Below are 19,791 nucleotides of genomic sequence, written 5' to 3' on the forward strand. Positions count from 1 at the left end.
TCGGGGAGAGCCGAAACCGCCCCGTCTCCTCGTCGATCTCGGTGGCCAACTCCTGGGCCTCGCCCAGCTGATCGCTCGCCTCCTTCAGCCGGGCCCGCGCTTCGGCGAGGCGCTCGTCGCGGTCGTCGTTCTGAGGGAAGAACGCTGCGCGGGCCTCGGGCTTCGCGAACCACGTGAGAACCTCGGTCTCCACCCAGGCGTCCATCCAGTCCTCGCGGAGTGCGGTGTCGTATGCCGTCTGGCAGTTCAGATACTGCACTCCGGCGTTGCGTTTGCCCGCCGTCAGTACCGCGTGGTCGCCGCACTCCCCGCACAGGGCGATCCGGGACAGCAAGTGAGACACCTCCGACTCCCGCTGAGTCCGCCGCGCAGGGTCCTCCAGTTTCGCCTTCACTCGATGGAACATCGCCACCTCGTCCGGCTTTTCCAGCAGCGCCGGCCACTTGGCGTTGGCGATGATCTCGCCGTGGTGAACCCTCTTGCCGATGTAGGCCGGGTTCAGCAGCATGGCGCGGACGTGCTCAGGTGTCCACGGGATCCCGTTGGGCCTCTCTGCCTCCTTCCCTTGTTCGCGGAGCCGCTTCGCGATGGCGTAGGTGGATTGGCCCGAGTCGGCGTCGATCCAGCACTGTTTGGCGATCTTGGCCTTGGCTGTGTCAAGGAACTGGCCGAGCAGGTCGCCGGTCTCCGGGTCGTAGCGGCGTCGGTACCCGAAGATCAACGGGCCCCAGGGTTTTCCGTCTTGGGCATGTGCCGCGGCCGTTCGCGTGTTGGTGACGTGGATGTTGTCCGCCTCGCCCTCGGCGGCGAGGGCGTCCTGGGCGGTGATCCGGCGGTCCTCTGGCTTGGACAGGTCGTAGAGGTTGCCGTTGTAGCTGAGGAACGTGTCGGTCTCTGTGCACGCGTTCCTCAGGGCGACGTAGTCGGTCATGTCGCGGTAGAGGCGGTTCGGCAGGAAGGCCATGACCACGTCGACCTCGCCAGCCTTGACCATGTCGACCAGGGCGGTGAAGTCGTCACGAGGCTGGGCAGTCACGCGACGGGGCTTGACGTGCTTCCCGACGCCGTATCGGCTCGCGGACCATCCAGGGTCTCCGAACTCGGCGACGATGCCTATGCCGAACCTCTCGCACTGTGCTCGATCGTGTTCGAACTGCTCGGCGACCGATTCGGCCTTCCCGCTGCGATCGCCGCTCTGACGGGCGTACAGGGCCCCTCTCAGCGGCCACCGCTTGGGGTAGACCAGGTGGGCGTATTCCAGGGCTACGGGCATACCGGCACTGTAGTGATGACCTACCTATCTAGGAAGGATTAGGAGTCGCGGTGGGCGTCATGATGGTGGCGCTCGACGGCACGATCGTCGCCATCGCCAACCCCGCCATCCAGGCCGACCTCGGCGCCTCCCTGGACCAGCTCCAGTGGATCACCAACGGCTACCTGCTCGCGCTCGCCGTCGCCCTGATCACGGCGGGCAAGCTCGGCGACCGCTTCGGCCACCGCCAGACCTTCCTCATCGGCATCGCGGGCTTCGCCGCCGCCTCCGGCGCGATCGGCCTCTCCCACTCGATCGGCTTCGTGATCGCCTTCCGGGTGCTCCAGGGCCTCTTCGGCGCCCTGCTGATGCCGGCCGCGCTCGGCCTGCTGCGCGCCACCTTCCCCGCCGAGAAGCTGAACATGGCCATCGGCATCTGGGGCATGGTCATCGGCGCCTCCACCGCCGGCGGCCCGATCCTCGGCGGCTTCCTCGTCGAGCACGTCAGCTGGCAGTCCGTCTTCTTCATCAACGTGCCGGTCGGCGTGCTCGCGCTCGTGCTCGGCCTGCTCATCCTCAAGGACCACCGCGCCGAGAACGCGCCGCGCTCCTTCGACGTCATCGGCATCGTGCTGCTCTCCGCCGCGATGGGCCTGCTCGTCTGGAGCCTCATCAAGGCGGGCGCGGACTGGGGCTGGGCCGGCGGCAACACGTGGGGCTGCCTGCTCGGCGCGGTCGTCCTCTTCGCCGGCTTCGCCCTCTGGGAGACGAAGGTCGCGGAGCCGCTCATCCCGCTCGGCATGTTCCGCTCCGTGCCGCTCTCGGCCGGTGTGGTGCTGATGGCCTTCGCCTTCATGGGCGGCCTCTTCTTCGTGACCTTCTACCTCCAGGGCGTGAAGGGGCTCGGCCCGATCGACGCCGGTCTGCGGCTGCTGCCGCTGACCGCGATGATGATCGTCTCCTCGCCGCTGGCCGGTGCGCTCATCACCAGGTTCGGCCCGCGGGTGCCGCTGGTCGGCGGCATGGTCTGCACGGCCGCCGCGATGTTCGGCATGATCTCGCTCTCGGCCGGTACGAGCACGCTGACGATGTCCCTCTGGTTCGCCCTCCTCGGCCTGGGCCTCGCCCCGGTCATGGTCGGCGCCACCGAGGTCATCGTGGGCAACGCGCCGCTGGAGCTCTCGGGTGTCGCCGGCGGTCTCCAGCAGGCGGCCATGCAGGTCGGCGGCGCGCTCGGCACCGCGGTGCTCGGCGCGGTCATGGCCTCCAAGGTCTCCGGCTCCTTCGAGGAGAACTGGCGGGCGGCCGGCATTCCGGTCCCGGCCGACCCGCGTCTGGAGGGGGCCGCGGAGTTCGGCATGGTCCCGCCGGAGATGGCGCAGGCGCCCGGCATGACCCCGGACCTCTTCGCCATGATCGCCGACGTCATCCACGACACCTTCCTCGACGGCATGGGCCTGGCCTTCACCGTCGCCGGCGTCGTGGCCGTGGTGGCGGCCCTGGTCGCCATGCTCACCAAGCGCGGCGAGAACGCGCAGGAGGGCGTGGGCGGCGGGCACATCTGACGCACCCTGAGATTCCCTAGGGGGCCGTCACCCGTTCGAAGGAACGGGGGCGGCCCCTCTTCCGTTCGCTGGGTCACTTCCTCCATGCTCGTGATCACAGAGAGTGACGACATGGGGGTTGATCTGCATGAACACGAAGACGACGGCCGTACTCGCGGGGCTCGCGGCCCTGTTCCTGGCCGCCTTCCCGGCCACGGCCGCCCCGGCCGCCGCGACCACGGGGACCACGGGGACCACCGCCCAGGCCGCCGGGACCGCGCTCGGGGCCTGCGGGCCCGGGCGGCTCTGCCTCTGGCCGAAGGCCGACTTCAAGGGCAGGCCGTGGGCGTACGAGCTGGCGACGACGGACATCGAGAGCTGCGTCGCCCTCCCGGCCGGTGCCTCGGCCCAGTCCCTGGCCGTCCGCACGGGACGGCCGGTCACCGCGTACCAGTCGGCGGAGTGCGCGGAGACGGGCGAGTTCGAGACGTACCCGGGGAAGGGCACCTGGGTGCCGCAGACGCCCTACGAGGTCAGAGCCTTCAAGATCTGGGAGCGATAGAAGTCTCCGGCAGGGCTTCCGGTACGGCCTCCGGTACGACTGACGGCGTCGCGGCTCCTGGTACGGCCTCCGGTACCGCGGCCTCCGGTACGGCTCCGGGCGCGGCCGTGGCCCGGGACGGTACGGGGCCCGAGAGGCGGGCCACCTCGGCGCGCAGCTCGCGGACCTCCTGGGTCAGCGATTCCAGGAGCTCCGTCTGCCGGCGCTCCACCGCGTCGTCCCGTTCGAAGCGGGAGATGAACCAGGCCGCGATGTTGGCGGTGACCACACCGAGCAGGGCGATGCCCGAGAGCATCAGCCCGACCGCGAGCGCCCGCCCGAGCCCGGTCTTCGGGGCGTGGTCGCCGTAGCCGACCGTCGTCATCGTGGTGAAGGACCACCAGACGGCGTCGCCCAGGGTCTTGATGTTGCCGCCCGGGGCGTCCCGCTCGACGTGCAGCACCGCCAGCGAGCCGAACATCATCAGCCCGGCCACCGCGCCCGCCACATAGGTGGTGAGCGTGATCTGCGGGGCCATCCGGGCCCGCCGGCCCACGAGGAGGAGAGTGGCGACCAGCCGCAGCAGCCGCAGCGGCTGTATCAGCGGCAGCAGGACCGCGAGGAGATCGAGGGGGTGGGAGCGGACGAAGACCCAGCGGGCCGGGGAGAGCACGAGGCGGACGGCGTAGTCGGCGGCGAAGGCCGCCCACACGCCCCACTCGACCCACACGCACACCTCGTGCACCCACGGCTCGGCGCCGGGCGCGACGATCGGCACGGCGTACGCGATGCCGAAGGCCACGGCCAGCACCAGCAGCGGGGTCTGGGTGCGCTCTTCCCACTCGACCTTCGAGGGCCGTTCCTTCTTCACGGGCATGCGGGGCATCGTAGGTCGTCGGACATGCCGAGGGGCGGCGGGCCCACCGGCCCACCGCCCCTCACCAGGCGTTACGACCCGTCAGGCATCGCCGCCCGCGGGGCCGGGGTCGGCGGCCGCCACGTCCAGGAGCTGGTAGCGGTCCACCGCCTGCTTCAGGACCGCGCGGTCCACCTTGCCGTCGCGGGCCAGCTCGGTCAGCACCGCCAGGACGATCGACTGGGCGTCGATGTGGAAGTACCGGCGGGCGGCGCCGCGGGTGTCCGCGAAACCGAAACCGTCCGCACCGAGGGAGGTGTACGAGCCGGGGACCCAGCGGGAGATCTGGTCCGGCACCGAACGCATCCAGTCCGAGACCGCCACGAAGGGGCCCTCGGCGGCCTGGAGCTTGCGGGTGACGTACGGCACGCGCTGCTCCTCGTCCGGGTGGAGGAGGTTGTGCTCCTCGACCGCCACCGCCTCGCGTCGCAGCTCGTTCCAGGAGGTCGCGGACCAGACGTCGGCCTTGACGTTCCACTCCTCGGCGAGGATCCGCTGCGCCTCGACCGCCCACGGGACGGCGACGCCGGAGGCCATGACCTGCGCCGGGATCGTGCCGGCCTCGCCGCGCCTGAAGAGGTGGATGCCCTGGAGGATGCCCTCCACGTCCACGTCCTCCGGCTCGGCGGGGTGCTGGATCGGCTCGTTGTAGACCGTCAGGTAGTAGAAGACGTCCTCGGCCTCGGGGCCGTACATCCGCCGCAGACCGTCCTTGACGATGTGGGCGATCTCGAAGCCGAAGGCCGGGTCGTAGGCGATGCACGCCGGGTTCGTCGAAGCGAGGAGGTGGGAGTGGCCGTCGGCGTGCTGGAGGCCCTCGCCGGTCAGCGTGGTGCGGCCGGCGGTGGCGCCCAGGACGAAACCGCGGGCCAGCTGGTCGGCCATCTGCCAGAACTGGTCGCCGGTCCGCTGGAAACCGAACATCGAGTAGAAGACGTAGACCGGGATCAGCGGCTCGCCGTGGGTGGCGTAGGCCGAACCGGCGGCGATCAGCGAGGCCGTGCAGCCGGCCTCGGAGATGCCGTCGTGCAGCATCTGGCCGGTCGGGGACTCCTTGTAGGCGAGGAGGAGTTCGCGGTCCACCGCCTCGTACTGCTGCCCCAGCGGGTTGTAGATCTTGGCGCTCGGGAAGAAGGAGTCCATGCCGAAGGTGCGGTACTCGTCGGGGGCGATCAGCACGAAGCGCTTGCCGATCTCCTTGTCCCGCATCAGGTCCTTGAGCAGCCGGACGAAGGCCATCGTGGTGGCGATCGACTGCTGGCCCGAGCCCTTGCGGACCGCCGCGTAGGTCTTGTCGTCCGGCAGGGCCAGCGGCCTGGGCCGCACCACCCGGGTCGGCACGTAGCCGCCGAGCGCGTTGCGGCGGTCGTGCATGTACTGGATCTCCTCGGAGTCCCGGCCCGGGTGGTAGTACGGCGGGAGACCGGACTCCAGCTCCTTGTCGGACACCGGGATGTGCAGCCGGTCGCGGAAGCGCTTGAGGTCGTCGACCGTCAGCTTCTTCATCTGGTGGGTGGCGTTGCGGCCCTCGAAGTTGGGGCCGAGGGTCCAGCCCTTGACGGTCTGCGCCAGGATCACCGTCGGCTGGCCCTTGTGGGCCTTGGCCGCCGCGTAGGCCGCGTAGATCTTCTTGTGGTCGTGGCCGCCGCGGCCCAGGTGGAGGATCTGCTGGTCCGACATGGACTCGACCATGGCCCGCAGCCGGTGGTCGTCGCCGAAGAAGTGGTCGCGGATGTACGCGCCGGTCTCCGTGGCGTACGTCTGGAACTGCCCGTCCGGGGTGGTGTTCAGCTTGTTCACCAGGATGCCGTCGCGGTCCTGGGCGAGCAGCGGGTCCCAGGAGCGGTCCCAGATCAGCTTGATGACGTTCCAGCCGTTGCCGCGGAAGACCGACTCCAGCTCCTGGATGATCTTGCCGTTGCCGCGGACCGGGCCGTCGAGCCGCTGGAGGTTGCAGTTGACGACGAAGGTGAGGTTGTCGAGGCCCTCGCGGGCCGCGATGGAGAGCTGGCCGAGCGACTCGACCTCGTCCATCTCGCCGTCGCCGAGGAACGCCCACACGTGCGACTTCGAGGTGTCGGCGATCCCGCGCGCCTCCATGTACCGGTTCATCCGGGCCTGGTAGATCGCGCCGAGCGGGCCGAGGCCCATCGACACCGTGGGGAACTCCCAGAAGTCCGGCATCAGCCGCGGGTGCGGGTAGGACGACAGGCCGTTCGGGTACCTCGACTTCTCCTGCCGGAAGCCGTCGAGCTGGGTCTCGGACAGCCGGTCGAGGAGGAAGGCGCGGGCGTAGATGCCGGGGGAGGCGTGGCCCTGGAAGAAGATCTGGTCGCCGCCGTCGCCCTCGTCCTTGCCCCGGAAGAAGTGGTTGAAGCCCACGTCGTAGAGGGAGGCGGAGGAGGCGAAGGTGGCGATGTGACCGCCGACGCTGATGCCCGGGCGCTGGGCGCGCGAGACCATCACGGCCGCGTTCCACCGGGTGGCGTTGAGGACCTTGCGCTCGATCTCCTCGTTGCCGGGGAAGAAGGGCTCGTCCTTGGTGGCGATCGTGTTGACGTAGTCCGTGCTGCGCATCTCGGGCACGGCCACCCGCTTCTCGCGGGCGCGCTCGATCAGCCGGAGCATCAGATAGCGGGCCCGCTCCCGGCCGCGCTCGTCGACGGCCGCGTCGAGGGAGTCGAGCCACTCCTGGGTCTCTTCGGGGTCGAAATCCGGGACCTGGCTGGGAAGGCCGCCAATGATGATCGGGTTGCGATCGGATCCGGGAGCCACGCTGTTCCTTCGCTGGTCGGGGGGAGCCCCACGAGGGAGGGGAGCCCCGTGGAGGCCGGGATGTCCGAGGCCGGGACGTCCATCGTCCACCCGGCCCGCGGCACACGTCATCTTTACCGAGAGGTAGCCCATCTTTACCGAGAGGTGGCCCTCCCCGCGCCCTCCCGGGTACGGGGTACGGTCAAATCGCAACCTTACGCCCAATCCGAGCATGCGTTTCGGCAGGGCGTTCGGCAGACTGAAACCGCAGAACCCCGCACAGCGGGACGAATCGTGTACCCCTGATCACGGAGAGCTGTCGGAAGACGCCGGAAGTTGCGGTGAGACGGCCCCAAACGTCACCGTTTCGGCGGTCTCCACGGCCGGGTACTTGCGCGATCCGCCCCGTCACGTGTGGACTACGGCCAGCGCCGCGCGCATGCGCGGCCCGAGCATTTTCCGATACATGATCAGGAGGCAAGCCGTGAGCGCGACCGCGGACCACGCGGAGGAGCGGACCAACCCGGCGGCGAGGCTGGGGTTCGAGCCCGGACAGGTGGTCCAGGAGATCGGCTACGACGACGACGTCGACCAGGATCTCCGTGAAGGCATCGAGTCCATCATCGGCCAGGAGCTCGTGGACGAGGACTACGACGACGTCGCAGACGCCGTCGTCCTCTGGTTCCGTGACGAGGACGGCGATCTCACCGACGCACTGGTGGACAGCATCGGCCTGCTGGAGGACGGCGGCAACATCTGGCTGCTGACCCCGAAGACCGGCCGCGACGGCTACATCGAGCCGAGCGACATCAACGATGCCGCGCAGACCGCTGGTCTCTCCCAGACCAAGAGCATCAGCGTCGCCAAGGACTGGACGGGCACCCGCCTGGCCGCTCCCAAGCGCTGATCCCCCTGCTGCGCGCAAGCCCCCGCCGGTGCCCCGGCGGGGGCTTCCGCGCTCCCGGACCCCGCGCCCCGGCCCCCGCTCGCGCTCCGTTGCCGTGCCCCGCGCCCCAGGCCACCTCCCTCCCCCGCCTGCCCCCGTCCCCCGCGCCCCCTCCCCCGGGCCCGTCCCCGCAGCCGTCGGTCAGGGCCGTAGGGTGGGGTTCACCGGTTCGGCCCAAGGGGCCGGGCCCCGTCGAAGGGATGCGTACGCGATGGCGATCGAGGTCGGCACCAAGGCCCCCGATTTCGAGCTCAAGGACAACCACGGCCGCACCGTGCGGCTCTCCGACTTCCGCGGAGAGAAGAACGTGGTGCTGCTCTTCTACCCCTTCGCCTTCACCGGCGTGTGCACCGGCGAGCTGTGCGAGCTCCGCGACAACCTGCCGAAGTTCGTCAACGACGACACCCAGCTGCTCGCCGTCTCCAACGACTCCATCCACACCCTGCGCATCTTCGCCGAGCAGGAGGGCCTGGAGTACCCGCTGCTCTCCGACTTCTGGAAGCACGGCGAGGCCTCCCGCGCCTACGGCGTCTTCGACGAGGAGAAGGGCTGCGCGGGCCGCGGCACCTTCATCATCGACAAGGAGGGCGTCGTCCGCTGGACGGTCGTCAACGCCCTGCCCGACGCCCGCGACCTCGACGAGTACGTCAAGGCGCTCGAAGCCCTCTGAACCCCCTGAGCCGGCCTCGGAGTCGGCTCCTGAGCCGGCCCCGGTGTCGGCGGCCGTCGCCGACACCCGCCGACTCCCCGGGTGAATCGCCTGTCCCGGCGGGGAACCCGTCACTAGGATCCAGACGTTGATCCGATGCCAACGCACGACTGGGGGCGCTGCCCCTGGAAACCTATGGAGGGACTCGTGGGAGTCAGCCTCAGCAAGGGCGGCAACGTCTCGCTGACCAAGGAGGCCCCTGGCCTCACCGCCGTGACCGTCGGTCTGGGCTGGGACGTCCGCACCACCACCGGTACGGACTTCGACCTCGACGCCAGCGCCATTCTGGTGAACGAGGCCGGCAAGGTCCGCAACGACCAGGACTTCGTCTTCTTCAACAACCTCAAGAGCGCCGACGGTTCCGTCGAGCACACCGGTGACAACCTCACCGGTGAGGGCGAGGGCGACGACGAGCAGGTCAAGGTCAACCTGGCCGCCGTACCGGCCGACGTCTCCAAGATCGTCTTCCCGGTGTCCATCTACGACGCCGAGAACCGCCAGCAGTCCTTCGGCCAGGTGCGCAACGCGTTCATCCGCGTCGTGAACCAGGCCGGCGGAGCCGAGATCGCGCGGTACGACCTCTCCGAGGACGCCTCGACCGAGACCGCCATGGTCTTCGGCGAGCTGTACCGCCACGGCGCGGAGTGGAAGTTCCGCGCGGTCGGCCAGGGTTACGCCTCGGGCCTGCGCGGCATCGCGCAGGACTTCGGCGTCAACGTCTGAGCCGTCCGCCTCAGGACCGTTCGGGGCCGGGCCGCTTCGGGCCCGGCCCCGGGTCCCGCTCGACGACGTCCGGCGCCGCACCCTCCGTGCGGCGCCGGACGCGCCTCATGGCAGCAGCACTCACCGGGGAGGAACCGAACACCATGGGCGTCACGCTCGCCAAGGGAGGCAATGTCTCCCTCTCCAAGGCCGCACCCAACCTGACGAAGGTCCTCGTGGGCCTCGGCTGGGACGCGCGGTCCACCACCGGGGCCGACTTCGACCTCGACGCCAGCGCCCTGATGTGCCAGGCGGGGCGGGTGCTCGGTGACGAGTACTTCATCTTCTACAACCAGCTGCGCAGCCCCGAGGGCTCCGTCGAGCACACCGGTGACAACCTGACCGGTGAGGGCGAGGGCGACGACGAGTCGCTGATCATCGACCTCACCAGCGTCCCGCCCCAGTGCGACAAGATCGTCTTCCCGGTCTCCATCCACGAGGCCGACAACCGGGGCCAGACCTTCGGCCAGGTCAGCAACGCCTTCATCCGCGTGGTCAACCAGGCGGACGGGCAGGAACTGGCCCGCTACGACCTCTCCGAGGACGCCTCCACCGAAACCGCGATGATCTTCGGCGAGCTCTACCGCTACAACGGCGAGTGGAAGTTCCGGGCGGTCGGCCAGGGGTACGCGTCGGGGCTGCGCGGCATCGCTCTAGACTTCGGGGTCAACGTTTCGTAAAGCCGCGTCATCACATAATGGGGTAGGCAGTGGTTCTGAAAACCTTCGGCTGGTCGTTCGCGATCACCGCGCTCGGCCTGGTCGTCGCGGTGCTCTACGGGGGGTGGGAGGCGTTCGGGATCGTCGCGATCCTCTGCGTCCTCGAGATCTCGCTCTCCTTCGACAACGCGGTGGTCAACGCCGGCATCCTGAAGAAGATGAATGCCTTCTGGCAGAAGATCTTCCTCACCATCGGCATTCTGATCGCCGTCTTCGGAATGCGACTGGTCTTCCCCGTCGTGATCGTCGCGGTCAGCGCCAAGATCGGTCCGATCGAGGCCGTCGACCTGGCGCTCAACGACGCCGACCGATACCAGGAACTGGTCACCGACGCGCACCCGGCGATCGCCGCGTTCGGTGGCATGTTCCTGCTGATGATCTTCCTCGACTTCATCTTCGAGGACCGTGACATCCAGTGGCTGCGCTGGATCGAGCGCCCGCTCGCCAAGCTCGGCAAGGTCGACATGCTGTCGGTCTGCATCGCGCTGATCGTCCTGCTCGTCACCTCGATGACCTTCGCGACCCAGGCCCACCAGCACGGTGGCGCCCACATCGACAAGGCGCAGACGGTCCTCATCTCCGGCATCGCCGGCCTCATCACGTACCTCGTCGTCGGAGGCCTCTCCGGCTTCTTCGAGAACAAGCTGGAGGAGGAAGAGGAGCGCGAGCACGAGATCGAGGAAGAGGCCAGGCGCAGCGGCAAGAAGGTCTCCGCGGTCCAGCTCGCCGGCAAGGCCGCCTTCTTCATGTTCCTCTACCTGGAGGTCCTCGACGCCTCCTTCTCCTTCGACGGCGTCATCGGCGCCTTCGCCATCACCAACGACATCGTCCTGATGGCGCTCGGCCTCGGCGTCGGCGCCATGTACGTCCGGTCGCTCACGGTCTACCTGGTCCGCCAGGGCACCCTCGACGACTACGTGTACCTGGAGCACGGCGCGCACTACGCGATCGGCGCCCTCGCCGTGATCCTCATGATCACCATCCAGTACGAGATCCCCGAGATCATCACCGGCGGCATCGGCGTCGCCCTGATCGCCTGGTCCTTCTGGTCCTCCGTCCGCCGCAACCGCGCGCTGGCGGCGGCCGAGGGCGGCTCCGGCGCTCCGGACGACAAGGCGGAGGTGAGCTCCGGGGTGTGACACCCTGCTCCCGGGTGTGCGCCCCGCCACGGGGTGTGACACCGGGGACGACGAGGAACGCTTCCCTGCGGGGCGGCCGGTACGTCCGGCCGCCCCGCAGGCATGTGCCGGACGGCCCGAGGCCGTCCGGCGGGCGGAGAGAACGACCGGCGAGCAAGGCGACCGACGTGGGGGTGGGGCCCGATGGGCTTCTTGGACAACCTGTTTCCGGGACGAGCGACGTCCTTCGACACCGGCGTGGGCGCGTCCCACACCATCGACCTGACCAGACGCCGCCCCGCGGTCTCGCTCACCAAACAGGGCGGCGCCACCGGCAACCTCCGCGTCAACCTCTCCTGGCGGATGCGGAGCTCCGACATCGAGGGCCGTTCCCGGCAGAGCGGCCGGCTGCTGCGCAACCCCACCCAGTTCTTCCGCCCCGAGGCCGTCCAGGCCCACACCCAGGGCATGGTCAACGTCGACCTCGACCTCGGCTGCCTGTACGAGCTCAAGGACGGCAGCAAGGGCGTGGTGCAGCCGCTCGGCGACTTCTTCGGCGACCTCAACGCCGCCCCGTACGTGAAGCTCAGCGGCGACGACCGGTTCGGCTCCCCCTCCGGGGAGACGATCTTCGTCAACCTCGACCACCGGGACGAGATCGAGCGGCTGCTCTTCTTCGCGTACATCTACGACCAGACCCCGGCCTTCGACCGGACGCACGCCAAGATCACCCTCTACCCGAGCAACGGCCCCCGGATCGAGATCGAACTCGACGAACGCGCCCCGCAGGCCCGCTCCTGCGCCGTCTTCTCAGTGGACAACAGCAAGGGCGAGCTGGTGGTGCGGCGCGAGGTGCGGTTCGTCTACGGCTTCCAGGCCGAACTGGACCGACTCTACGGCTGGGGGCTGCAGTGGGGCCGCGGCTACAAGTCGAGGACCTGAAAGCCGCCCGCCCGCCCCTGTCAGCGGTGCTGGAACTGCGGCCCCATCGGCGGCATCCGGAACTCCGGGGCGGCCTCCGGGCCGTGCGCGGCGTGCACCGGCTGCGGATAGCCGTACGCGGGCGCCTGGTCCGGCACCGGCGGCTGCGGGTAGCCGTAGGCGGGCGCCCGGTCGGGCATCGGCGGTACGGGCGGGGGCGACGGCACGGGGGGATGGACGACGGTCGCGTCCGGGTCCGGGTGCGCGGCGGAGCCCGTACCGGACCCGACGGCGGCGCTGTCGACGAACGCGGTCTCGGCCAGGGCGCCGTCGGCGGCCTCGGCGGCCTCGGCGGCGGACACGCCCTCAGCGCCCCCAGCGCCCTCCGGACCCTCTGTCTCCTCCGCGCCCTCGGCCTCCTCCGGCGCCTCGTCGACCGAGATGCCGAAGTCCGTCGCCAGGCCCACCAGACCGGTCGGATAGCCCTGCCCTACCGCGCGGAACTTCCAGCCCTCGCCGCGGCGGTACAGCTCACCGCAGATGACCGCGGTCTCCTCGCCGGTCTCCGCCGTCACGTCGAAGAGCGCCAGCGGCTCCCGCTCGGGCCCCGCCGTGGCGTCGTACAGCACGATCCGCAGGTCCGTCACCGCGCGGAAGGTGCCGCCGTCCGAGGAGGCGGCGAGCACCACCCGGTCGACGGAGGCGTCGAGCCCGCCGAGATCGGCCTCGACGGTGTCCGTCAGGCCCTCGGCCACCCGCTTCTTCGGCAGCCGCCGCACCAGGCCCGAGGGGTGGCGCGGCTGGTTGTAGAAGACGAAGTCCTCGTCCGAGCGGACCCGGCCGTCGGGACCGAGGACCAGGGCCGAGGCGTCCACGTCGGGGACCCCGGGGCCCGGGGTCCAGCGGAGCACGGCCCGTACGGCCGCGGTGTCGAGAGGGACGTTGGAGCCCTTCAGCATCGCGTGCGTCATGACGGCCATCCTGCCCTCCTGCCCGGCCGGGGGACAACGCGGGGGCACCCCGCGCGGTGGAGAGAGCGGCGGGGAGAAGCCGGAGAGAAGGGACCGGACGCGGACGGGTCACCGGGATTTCACACACGGCGGGAACTTTGGACACCCGCACCTACGTACTATTACCGGCCACACGTCATCAGGGCCCAGGGAAGCAGGCGGGGAAGTCACATGCGTCATTTCGGGCACATCCCCTCCGCCGTACGGCGCGGGCTGTTCCATCGCGAGCCGGCCGAGTTCACCGCCGACTCGCCCGCCCACGTCCTCGCTGCCGCCCTCGGCGCCACCCTCTACAGCCCCGCCACCCGGCCCCGGCTCGCCGCCGACATCCGCAAGCAGGCCGCCCGCGGAGTCGTCTCCATGGTCCTCTGCCTGGAGGATTCGATCAGCGACGCCGACGTCGAGGCCGGCGAGGCCAACCTGGTCCGACAGTTCCGCGACCTCGCCGAAGGACGGGCCGCCGGAGGCCCCGACGTACCGCTCCTCTTCGTCCGGGTCCGCGAACCGGACCAGATCACCGACCTCACCGCCCGCCTCGGCGACACCGTCGACCTGTTGTCCGGATTCGTACTACCGAAATTCACCGAGGACCGTGGCGGGGCCTTCCTCGAAGCCCTCGTCCAGGCCGAGGACACCGCGGGACGCCGCCTCTACGCCATGCCCGTCCTGGAGTCCCCCGAACTCCTCCACCTGGAGACCCGGGCCGAGACCCTCGCCGGCATCGCCGCCGTCACCGACAAGCACCGCGAGCGGGTCCTCGCCCTCCGCCTCGGCGTCACCGACTTCTGCTCCGCCTACGGGCTCCGCCGCTCGCCCGACATGACCGCCTACGACGTCAAGGTCGTCGCCCACGTCATCGCCGACGTCGTCAACGTCCTCGGCCGCGCCGACGGCACCGGCTTCACCATCACCGGCCCCGTCTGGGAGTACTTCCGCCCCCGCGAGCGCATCTTCAAGCCCCAGCTGCGCCGCAGCCCCTTCCTGGAGGGCAGTGCCGACGACCTGCGCACCTCCCTCATCGAGCACGACATGGACGCCCTGCTCCGCGAGATCGAGCTCGACCGGGCCAACGGCCTCCTCGGCAAGACCTGCATCCACCCCAGCCACGTGCCGCCCGTCCACGCCCTGTCCGTGGTCAGCCACGAGGAGTGGAGCGACGCCCAGGACATCCTCCGGCCGGAACAGGACGGCGGCGGGGTGCTCCGCTCGGCCTACACGAACAAGATGAACGAAGTGAAACCGCACCGCGCCTGGGCCGAGCGCACCCTGGTGCGCGCCGAGGTCTTCGGCGTCGCCCGCGAGGACGTCGGTTTCGTGGAACTGCTCACCGCCGGCCTCGCCGGCTGACGAAAGGACGACGGCGACGTGGTGTGGACCGGAACGTGGGTCGCGGAGCGACTCGGCGTCGAACTGACCGGCGACGAGGAGCTGCCGTCCCTCCTGGGCCTCGCCCTGCGCCGCAACCCCAAGCGGGCCCACCTGCTCGTCTCCAGCGTGCTCGGCAAGCACGTGCCGCAGCGTCCCTCGGTCGTGTACGGCTCCGGCCTCGGCCTCGGCCTGCGCGTCCGCGAGCTCCTCGGCGCCGAGGAGGCCGCCCGGGCCGTCGTCCTCGGGTACGCGGAGACCGCCACCGCCCTCGGTCACGCCGTCGCCGACGGCCTCGGCGCCGCCCCCTACCTCCACTCCACCCGCCGCCCCGTCGCCGGGGTCGCCACGGCGGGCGGCTTCGAGGAGTCCCACTCCCACGCCACCTCCCACCTCCTCCTTCCGGAGGACCCGGAGCTGCTCGCGGGCGAGGGGCCGCTGGTCCTCGTCGACGACGAGTTCTCCACCGGCAACACCGTCCTCAACACCATCCGCGGCCTCCACGAGCGCTACCCGCGCGGGCGGTACGTCGTCGTCGCCCTGGTCGACATGCGCGGCCCCGAGGACCGCGACCGGCTCACCGCCTTCGCGGCGGAGCTCGGCGCCCGCGTCGACCTGCTCACCCTCGCCGCGGGGACGGTCCGCCTCCCGGACGGCGTCCTGGAGAAGGGGCAGGAGCTCGTCGCCCGCCACGAGGAGAAGGGGCAGGCGCCCGCCGCCCACCGGTCCCGTACGGCACCGACGACCCCCACCCCTGCCCCCGTACGGGTCTCCCTCGACTGGCCCGGCGACGTCCCCGACGGCGGCCGGCACGGCTTCACGCCCGCGCACCGCGCCCGTCTGGAGGAGGCGCTGCCGACGATGACGGCCGCGCTCACCGAGGCGCTGCCGGGGACTGCGCACCCCGGCACCGCCCCCGGCGCGGACGGCCCCCGCGTGCTCGTCCTCGGCTTCGAGGAGCTGATGTACGCGCCGCTGCGGCTCGCCGGCGCCCTGGAGGACGCCGGGCTCGACGTCCGGTACTCCACCACCACCCGCTCGCCCGTCCTCGCCGTCGACGACCCCGGCTACGCCATCCGCACCCGGCTCGTCTTCCCCGCCCACGACGACCCCGCCGACGGCCCCGGCGAGCGCTACGCCTACAACGTGGCGGGCGGCGGCTTCGACGCCGTCGTCGTCGTCGTCGACTCGACGGCCGACACCCCCGCCCTGCACGCCCCCGACGGCCTCCTCGCCCGGCTCGCCGCGCACGTCCCGCACGTGGTCCTCGCCGTCGTCCCCTCGTACACGCCCCAGGCGGCCCCGGGACCGGAGGCCGCGACCACACCTCAAGCGACCACACCTCAAGCGACCGACCCCGAAGCTCCCGAAAGGAGCTCCATGCTGCCCGAGCCCCTCCGCGGCCCCGCCTTCTCCTCGTACGCCCCCGAGGAGGTCGGCTGGCTGCTCCAGGACCTCTCGGACGTCGAGTTGGAGGCGCCCACCGAGGAACGCGAGGAGGCCATCCAGAGCGGCGGCGCCCACTACGCCGAGTCGCTGCCCGTCGAGTACCAGCCGGACGCCCGCTACCAGGAGCTCTTCCACAGCGCCCTGGAGTCCTCCGCCGCCCGCATCGCCCACGCCGTCGGCACGGTCACCGAGACCGTCCTCGCCGAGAGGTCCGAGAGGTCCGAGAGGTCCGAGAGGTCCGAGCGGGGTGGCCGGCCCGTGCTCGTCTCGCTCGCCCGCGCCGGCACCCCCGTCGGCGTCCTCATGCGCCGCTGGGCCCTGTGGCGCCACGGCCTCGACCTGCCCCACTACGCCGTCTCCATCGTGCGCGGCCGCGGCATCGACGCCAACGCGCTGCGCTGGCTCGCCGCCCACCACGACCCGGCCGACGTCGTCTTCGTCGACGGCTGGACCGGCAAGGGCGCCATCACCCGCGAACTCGCCGCCGCCCTGCGGGAGTCCGAGGAGTTCGCCGGCTTCGACCCGGAGCTCGCGGTCCTCGCCGACCCCGGCTCCTGCGTCCGCACCTACGGCACCCGCGAGGACTTCCTCATTCCCTCCGCCTGCCTCAACTCCACGGTCTCCGGCCTGATATCGCGGACGGTGCTCCGCTCCGACCTGGTCGGCCCCGCCGACTTCCACGGCGCCAAGTTCTACCGCGAGCTGGCCGGCGCCGACGTCTCGGGCACCTTCCTCGATGCCGTCGAGGCCCGCTTCGCCGAAGCCGCCGACACCGTCGACACCGCCGTCAAGGAGCTCCTCGCCGCCGACCGCACTCCCACCTGGGAGGGCTGGGCCGCCGTCGAGCGGATCAGCGAGGAGTACGGCATCCACGACGTCAACCTGGTCAAGCCCGGCGTCGGCGAGACCACCCGCGTCCTGCTGCGCCGCGTCCCCTGGAAGATCCTCGCCCGGCGCGGCGCGGGCGCCGACCTCGCCCACGTCCGCCTCCTCGCGGAGCAGCGCGGGGTGCCGGTGGAGGAGGTCGACGGCCTCCCGTACACCTGCGTGGGCCTGATCCACCCCCGGTACACGAGGGGCGCGACAGGCGCCGACGGCAAGGCGGTGGCGTCCCGATGACCGCCGCCGCGCCCACGACGACCCTGGTCGCCAGCGACCTCGACCGCACCCTCATCTACTCGACCGCGGCCCTCGCCCTCGGCATGCCGGACGCGCAGGCGCCCCGGCTGCTGTGCGTCGAGGTCCACGAGTCCAAGCCGCTGTCGTACATGACGGAGGAGGCGGCCGGCCTCCTCGCGCGGCTCACCTCGGAGACCGTCTTCGTGCCCACCACGACCCGGACGCGCAAGCAGTACCAGCGCATCCGGCTGCCCGGCAGCACCCCGGCGTACGCGATCTGCGCCAACGGCGGGCACCTGCTCGTCGACGGCGTCTCCGACCCCGACTGGCACGCCTCCGTCGTCCGCAGGCTCGCCGACGAGTGCGCCCCGCTCTCCGAGATCCGCGCCTACCTCACCGCGACGACGGACCTGTCCTGGGTGCGCAAGCACCGGGTCGCCGAGGACCTCTTCGCCTACCTGGTCGTCGAGCGGGAGCGGCTGCCGGAGGACTGGCTGGACCGCTTCGGCGCCTGGGCCGGCGAGCGCGGCTGGACGGTCTCGCTCCAGGGCCGCAAGGTGTACGCGGTGCCGAAGCCGCTGACGAAGAGCGCCGCCGTCCGCGAGGTGGCCCGCCGCACCGGCGCCGCGCTCACCCTCGCCGCGGGCGACTCGCTCCTCGACGCCGACCTGCTGCTCGCCGCGGACCGCGCCTGGCGCCCGGGCCACGGCGAACTCGCCGACACCGCGTGGACCGCCCCCCACCTCGACGTCCTCGCGGAGCGGGGCGTCGCGGCGGGGGAGGAGATCCTCCGCCGCTTCCGTGCGGCGGCCGTGTCCTGACGTCCCGACGTCAGCCGCAGCAACCCCCGCCACAGCAGCCACCACCCGTGGGAGCCGCTGGGGCCGCCGACCCACCGACGGCCACGGCCGACAGCAGCTTCACGGTGTCGTCGTGCCCGACGGGGCACGTGGCGGGGTCGGAGGACTCGGCCATCGGCCGGCTGAGCTCGAAGGTGTCACCACAGGTGCGGCAGCGGTATTCGTAACGAGGCATGGTCCCAGGCTAACGGCGGAGCCCACCGCCGGTCAGTGGGCGCCGGCCCCCCGCTCCTCCCGGATGGCGGCGACGACGCGCGCGGCCTCGGCCCGTACGGCCTCCAGCTCGCTCAGGAAGCTCCAGTAGTCGGGGTGGCGGCCTTCGAGCCCGGCGACGGCCCGGTCGATCCGCTCCACCGCCCGGTCGAGGGGGCGGGCATGGCGCGGATCGGGCTGCTGCCGCCCCTCCATGGCGAGCCGCTGCGCGTCGCGCACCGCGAACCTCGCCCGGTCCGTCTCCGCCCGCGGATCCTTCGCGACCGCGTCGAGCCGCCGCAGCCGGTCACCGGCGGCGGACACGGCCTCCCCGGTGGTGTCGAGCAGCGCCCGTACGGTCGACAGCAGGGCGGTCGCGTCCGGCCACCGCTGCTCGGCCCGGGCCGCCGCGGCCTCCGCGAGCCGCTCCTCCGCCTGCCGCACGGCCGAGGCGGCCTGCTCCGGCACGTGCTGGAGGTCCTGCCAGCAGGCGGCGGAGTACCGCCGGCGCAGCTCGGACAGAACCGGCTCCACAGCCTCCGAGCGGGTCGTCAGCGCCTGCGCCCGGGTCCGCAGCGACACAAGCCGCTTGTCGATCTCGGCAGCCCGCTCCGGCAGCCGCTCCGCCTCGGCCCGCACCGCCTCGGCGTCCCGCACCACCCGATCGGCACGCTGCAGCGTCTCACCGACCCCATGCCGCCCGGCCCCTTCGTTGAGCCGGGTCAGCTCGGGCCCGAGCACGGCGAGCCGAGCGGCCAGCTCATCGGCGCGCAACCCCTGGCCCCGCACGAAGTCCAGCGCGTCGCTCGCCCCCCGCAACGCCTGCCGAGCCCGCTCCACGGCAGGCGCGAGCCGCGCGAGCTGCGTCTCGGCCCGCTCGACCAACGGCGCGAGCCCGCCCTCGAACCGATCGAGCTCCCCCTTGACCCGCTCCAGCTCCTCCCGAGCGCGAGTCAGCTCCCCCCGAGCACGACCGGCGGTAGCACCATCCACTTCCTCACGATCAAGATCATGAGCATCGACGGCGGAGATGTACGCGTGCGACACCTCGTCGATCCGCCGCTCCAGCGCCGCGAACCGCTCGACGGCCCGCCGGGCCTCGGGCGACCCGTCCACGGCGGTGATCGTCTCCATGGTGATCCGCAACCCGCGCTGCGCGGTGTCGAGCTCGTAGAACGCCGCAGCAGCCGCGTCCTTGGCGGCCTGCGCCTCAGCCCGCTGACTCTCCCCCCGCCCCCCGAACCACCGCCGCGTCCCCCCACCCGCGAACGCCTGCGGCACCACCGCCCCCACCAGCAGCGGCAACACCACCGCCAACCGCACCAAGGAGACGCCCCCGGACGCCGCCCCACCCCTCGCGTCGCTCGCCGCCACGTCCCTCTCCCGTGCTGTCTCCGTAGAACAGGCCGTCCGAACGACCATTCTCCCACCGTCCCAAGACGAACACACGGCCCGCCAAGTTCACCCCGCCCTCCCCGAGCCCACAGGTTTGCGATCCGCCCACCCCCTCCGTGTAGGCTGTTGGCTCCTCCCACGGGTGCGTAGCTCAGGGGTAGAGCGCTGCTCTTACAAAGCAGATGTCGGCGGTTCGAAACCGTCCGCGCCCACCAGTGA

General features: G+C 71.2%; 17 protein-coding genes and 1 tRNA gene. 12 read left to right on the forward strand and 6 right to left on the reverse strand.

Annotation, left to right across the window (positions count from 1 at the left end):
* A partial coding sequence (locus QK442_RS34980) for a recombinase family protein (RefSeq protein WP_282698165.1) occupies positions 1–1,273 on the reverse strand: 1,273 nt, incomplete at its 3' end.
* Positions 1,274–1,323: 50 nt separating this feature from the next.
* Here QK442_RS34980 and QK442_RS34985 point away from each other — a divergent pair.
* The gene (locus QK442_RS34985; protein ID WP_282698166.1) at positions 1,324–2,817 is read left to right on the forward strand and encodes an MFS transporter; all 1,494 of its coding nucleotides are present in this window, start codon (positions 1,324–1,326) and stop codon (positions 2,815–2,817) included.
* 127 nt (positions 2,818–2,944) lie between these two features.
* Positions 2,945–3,358 (forward strand): peptidase inhibitor family I36 protein, encoded by a 414-nt coding sequence (locus QK442_RS34990; RefSeq protein WP_282698167.1) that lies wholly within the window; start codon positions 2,945–2,947, stop codon positions 3,356–3,358.
* Here the strand turns inward: QK442_RS34990 and QK442_RS34995 are convergent.
* Together QK442_RS34995 and aceE are read right to left on the reverse strand one after the other, a co-directional pair.
* Entirely contained in the window at positions 3,339–4,214 is an 876-nt protein-coding gene (locus QK442_RS34995) for an ion channel (protein WP_282698168.1), read from the reverse strand. The genes QK442_RS34990 and QK442_RS34995 overlap by 20 nt on opposite strands.
* A gap of 81 nt (positions 4,215–4,295) precedes the next feature.
* Complete coding sequence (aceE, locus tag QK442_RS35000; protein ID WP_282698169.1) at positions 4,296–7,028, reverse strand: pyruvate dehydrogenase (acetyl-transferring), homodimeric type; 2,733 nt, start codon at positions 7,026–7,028, stop codon at positions 4,296–4,298.
* Positions 7,029–7,491: 463 nt separating this feature from the next.
* Here aceE and QK442_RS35005 point away from each other — a divergent pair, with 463 nt between their 5' ends.
* The 6 genes from QK442_RS35005 (at position 7,492) to QK442_RS35030 (ending at position 12,203) form a co-directional block, all read left to right on the forward strand.
* A complete protein-coding gene (locus QK442_RS35005) occupies positions 7,492–7,914 on the forward strand; it encodes a DUF3052 domain-containing protein (protein ID WP_282698170.1) in 423 nt (140 codons plus the stop codon).
* Positions 7,915–8,164: 250 nt separating this feature from the next.
* Complete coding sequence (locus QK442_RS35010) at positions 8,165–8,623, forward strand: peroxiredoxin (RefSeq protein WP_282698171.1); 459 nt, start codon at positions 8,165–8,167, stop codon at positions 8,621–8,623.
* Between the two features lie 186 nt (positions 8,624–8,809).
* Complete coding sequence (locus tag QK442_RS35015; protein WP_282698172.1) at positions 8,810–9,385, forward strand: TerD family protein; 576 nt, start codon at positions 8,810–8,812, stop codon at positions 9,383–9,385.
* 143 nt (positions 9,386–9,528) lie between these two features.
* Positions 9,529–10,104, forward strand: coding sequence for a TerD family protein (locus QK442_RS35020; protein WP_282698181.1), 576 nt, complete (start codon positions 9,529–9,531; stop codon positions 10,102–10,104).
* 29 nt (positions 10,105–10,133) lie between these two features.
* On the forward strand, positions 10,134–11,282 hold the full coding sequence (locus tag QK442_RS35025; protein ID WP_282698173.1) for a DUF475 domain-containing protein: 1,149 nt from the start codon (positions 10,134–10,136) through the stop codon (positions 11,280–11,282).
* Between the two features lie 183 nt (positions 11,283–11,465).
* The gene (locus QK442_RS35030; RefSeq protein WP_282698174.1) at positions 11,466–12,203 is read left to right on the forward strand and encodes a Tellurium resistance; all 738 of its coding nucleotides are present in this window, start codon (positions 11,466–11,468) and stop codon (positions 12,201–12,203) included.
* A 20-nt stretch (positions 12,204–12,223) separates the two neighbouring features.
* Here the strand turns inward: QK442_RS35030 and QK442_RS35035 are convergent, their stop codons facing one another.
* Positions 12,224–13,162 carry a TerD family protein gene (locus QK442_RS35035; protein WP_282698175.1) on the reverse strand — a complete coding sequence of 313 codons (939 nt, stop codon included), beginning with the start codon at positions 13,160–13,162 and terminating at the stop codon, positions 12,224–12,226.
* 201 nt (positions 13,163–13,363) lie between these two features.
* Between QK442_RS35035 and QK442_RS35040 the strand changes: the two genes are divergently transcribed.
* From QK442_RS35040 to QK442_RS35050, 3 genes are read left to right on the forward strand one after another with little or no spacing between them, the layout of a single operon-like run.
* The gene (locus QK442_RS35040; RefSeq protein WP_282698176.1) at positions 13,364–14,539 is read left to right on the forward strand and encodes an HpcH/HpaI aldolase/citrate lyase family protein; all 1,176 of its coding nucleotides are present in this window, start codon (positions 13,364–13,366) and stop codon (positions 14,537–14,539) included.
* Positions 14,540–14,557: 18 nt separating this feature from the next.
* The gene (locus QK442_RS35045; protein WP_282698177.1) at positions 14,558–17,125 is read left to right on the forward strand and encodes a phosphoribosyltransferase; all 2,568 of its coding nucleotides are present in this window, start codon (positions 14,558–14,560) and stop codon (positions 17,123–17,125) included.
* Positions 17,122–17,946, forward strand: a complete 825-nt coding sequence (locus QK442_RS35050; RefSeq protein ID WP_282698178.1) for an HAD family hydrolase — start codon at positions 17,122–17,124, stop codon at positions 17,944–17,946. The genes QK442_RS35045 and QK442_RS35050 overlap by 4 nt, the downstream gene beginning before the upstream one ends.
* Positions 17,947–17,956: 10 nt before the next feature.
* Here the strand turns inward: QK442_RS35050 and QK442_RS35055 are convergent, their stop codons facing one another.
* Both QK442_RS35055 and QK442_RS35060 read right to left on the reverse strand, forming a co-directional pair.
* Positions 17,957–18,160 carry a zinc ribbon domain-containing protein gene (locus tag QK442_RS35055; RefSeq protein ID WP_282698179.1) on the reverse strand — a complete coding sequence of 68 codons (204 nt, stop codon included), beginning with the start codon at positions 18,158–18,160 and terminating at the stop codon, positions 17,957–17,959.
* Positions 18,161–18,192: 32 nt separating this feature from the next.
* A complete protein-coding gene (locus tag QK442_RS35060) occupies positions 18,193–19,599 on the reverse strand; it encodes a hypothetical protein (RefSeq protein WP_282698180.1) in 1,407 nt (468 codons plus the stop codon).
* 113 nt (positions 19,600–19,712) lie between these two features.
* Here QK442_RS35060 and QK442_RS35065 point away from each other — a divergent pair.
* A tRNA-Val gene (locus QK442_RS35065) sits at positions 19,713–19,787 on the forward strand.
* The last annotated feature ends 4 nt before the right edge of the window (positions 19,788–19,791 follow it).

The sequence above is a fragment of the Streptomyces sp. CC208A genome (genome assembly GCF_030010625.1).
In the GTDB taxonomy this organism is placed as follows: domain Bacteria; phylum Actinomycetota; class Actinomycetes; order Streptomycetales; family Streptomycetaceae; genus Streptomyces.

Bases quoted from the DNA above. Each gene is read 5' to 3' on its own strand.
- QK442_RS35020 (WP_282698181.1), top strand. From the start codon at position 9,529: ATGGGCGTCACGCTCGCCAAGGGAGGCAATGTCTCCCTCTCCAAGGCC.
- QK442_RS35040 (WP_282698176.1), top strand. From the start codon at position 13,364: ATGCGTCATTTCGGGCACATCCCCTCCGCCGTACGGCGCGGGCTGTTC.
- QK442_RS35030 (WP_282698174.1), top strand. From the start codon at position 11,466: ATGGGCTTCTTGGACAACCTGTTTCCGGGACGAGCGACGTCCTTCGAC.
- QK442_RS34995 (WP_282698168.1), bottom strand. From the start codon at position 4,214: ATGCCCGTGAAGAAGGAACGGCCCTCGAAGGTCGAGTGGGAAGAGCGC.
- QK442_RS35050 (WP_282698178.1), top strand. From the start codon at position 17,122: ATGACCGCCGCCGCGCCCACGACGACCCTGGTCGCCAGCGACCTCGAC.
- QK442_RS34990 (WP_282698167.1), top strand. From the start codon at position 2,945: ATGAACACGAAGACGACGGCCGTACTCGCGGGGCTCGCGGCCCTGTTC.
- QK442_RS35010 (WP_282698171.1), top strand. From the start codon at position 8,165: ATGGCGATCGAGGTCGGCACCAAGGCCCCCGATTTCGAGCTCAAGGAC.
- QK442_RS35060 (WP_282698180.1), bottom strand. From the start codon at position 19,599: ATGGTCGTTCGGACGGCCTGTTCTACGGAGACAGCACGGGAGAGGGAC.
- QK442_RS35055 (WP_282698179.1), bottom strand. From the start codon at position 18,160: ATGCCTCGTTACGAATACCGCTGCCGCACCTGTGGTGACACCTTCGAG.
- QK442_RS35035 (WP_282698175.1), bottom strand. From the start codon at position 13,162: ATGGCCGTCATGACGCACGCGATGCTGAAGGGCTCCAACGTCCCTCTC.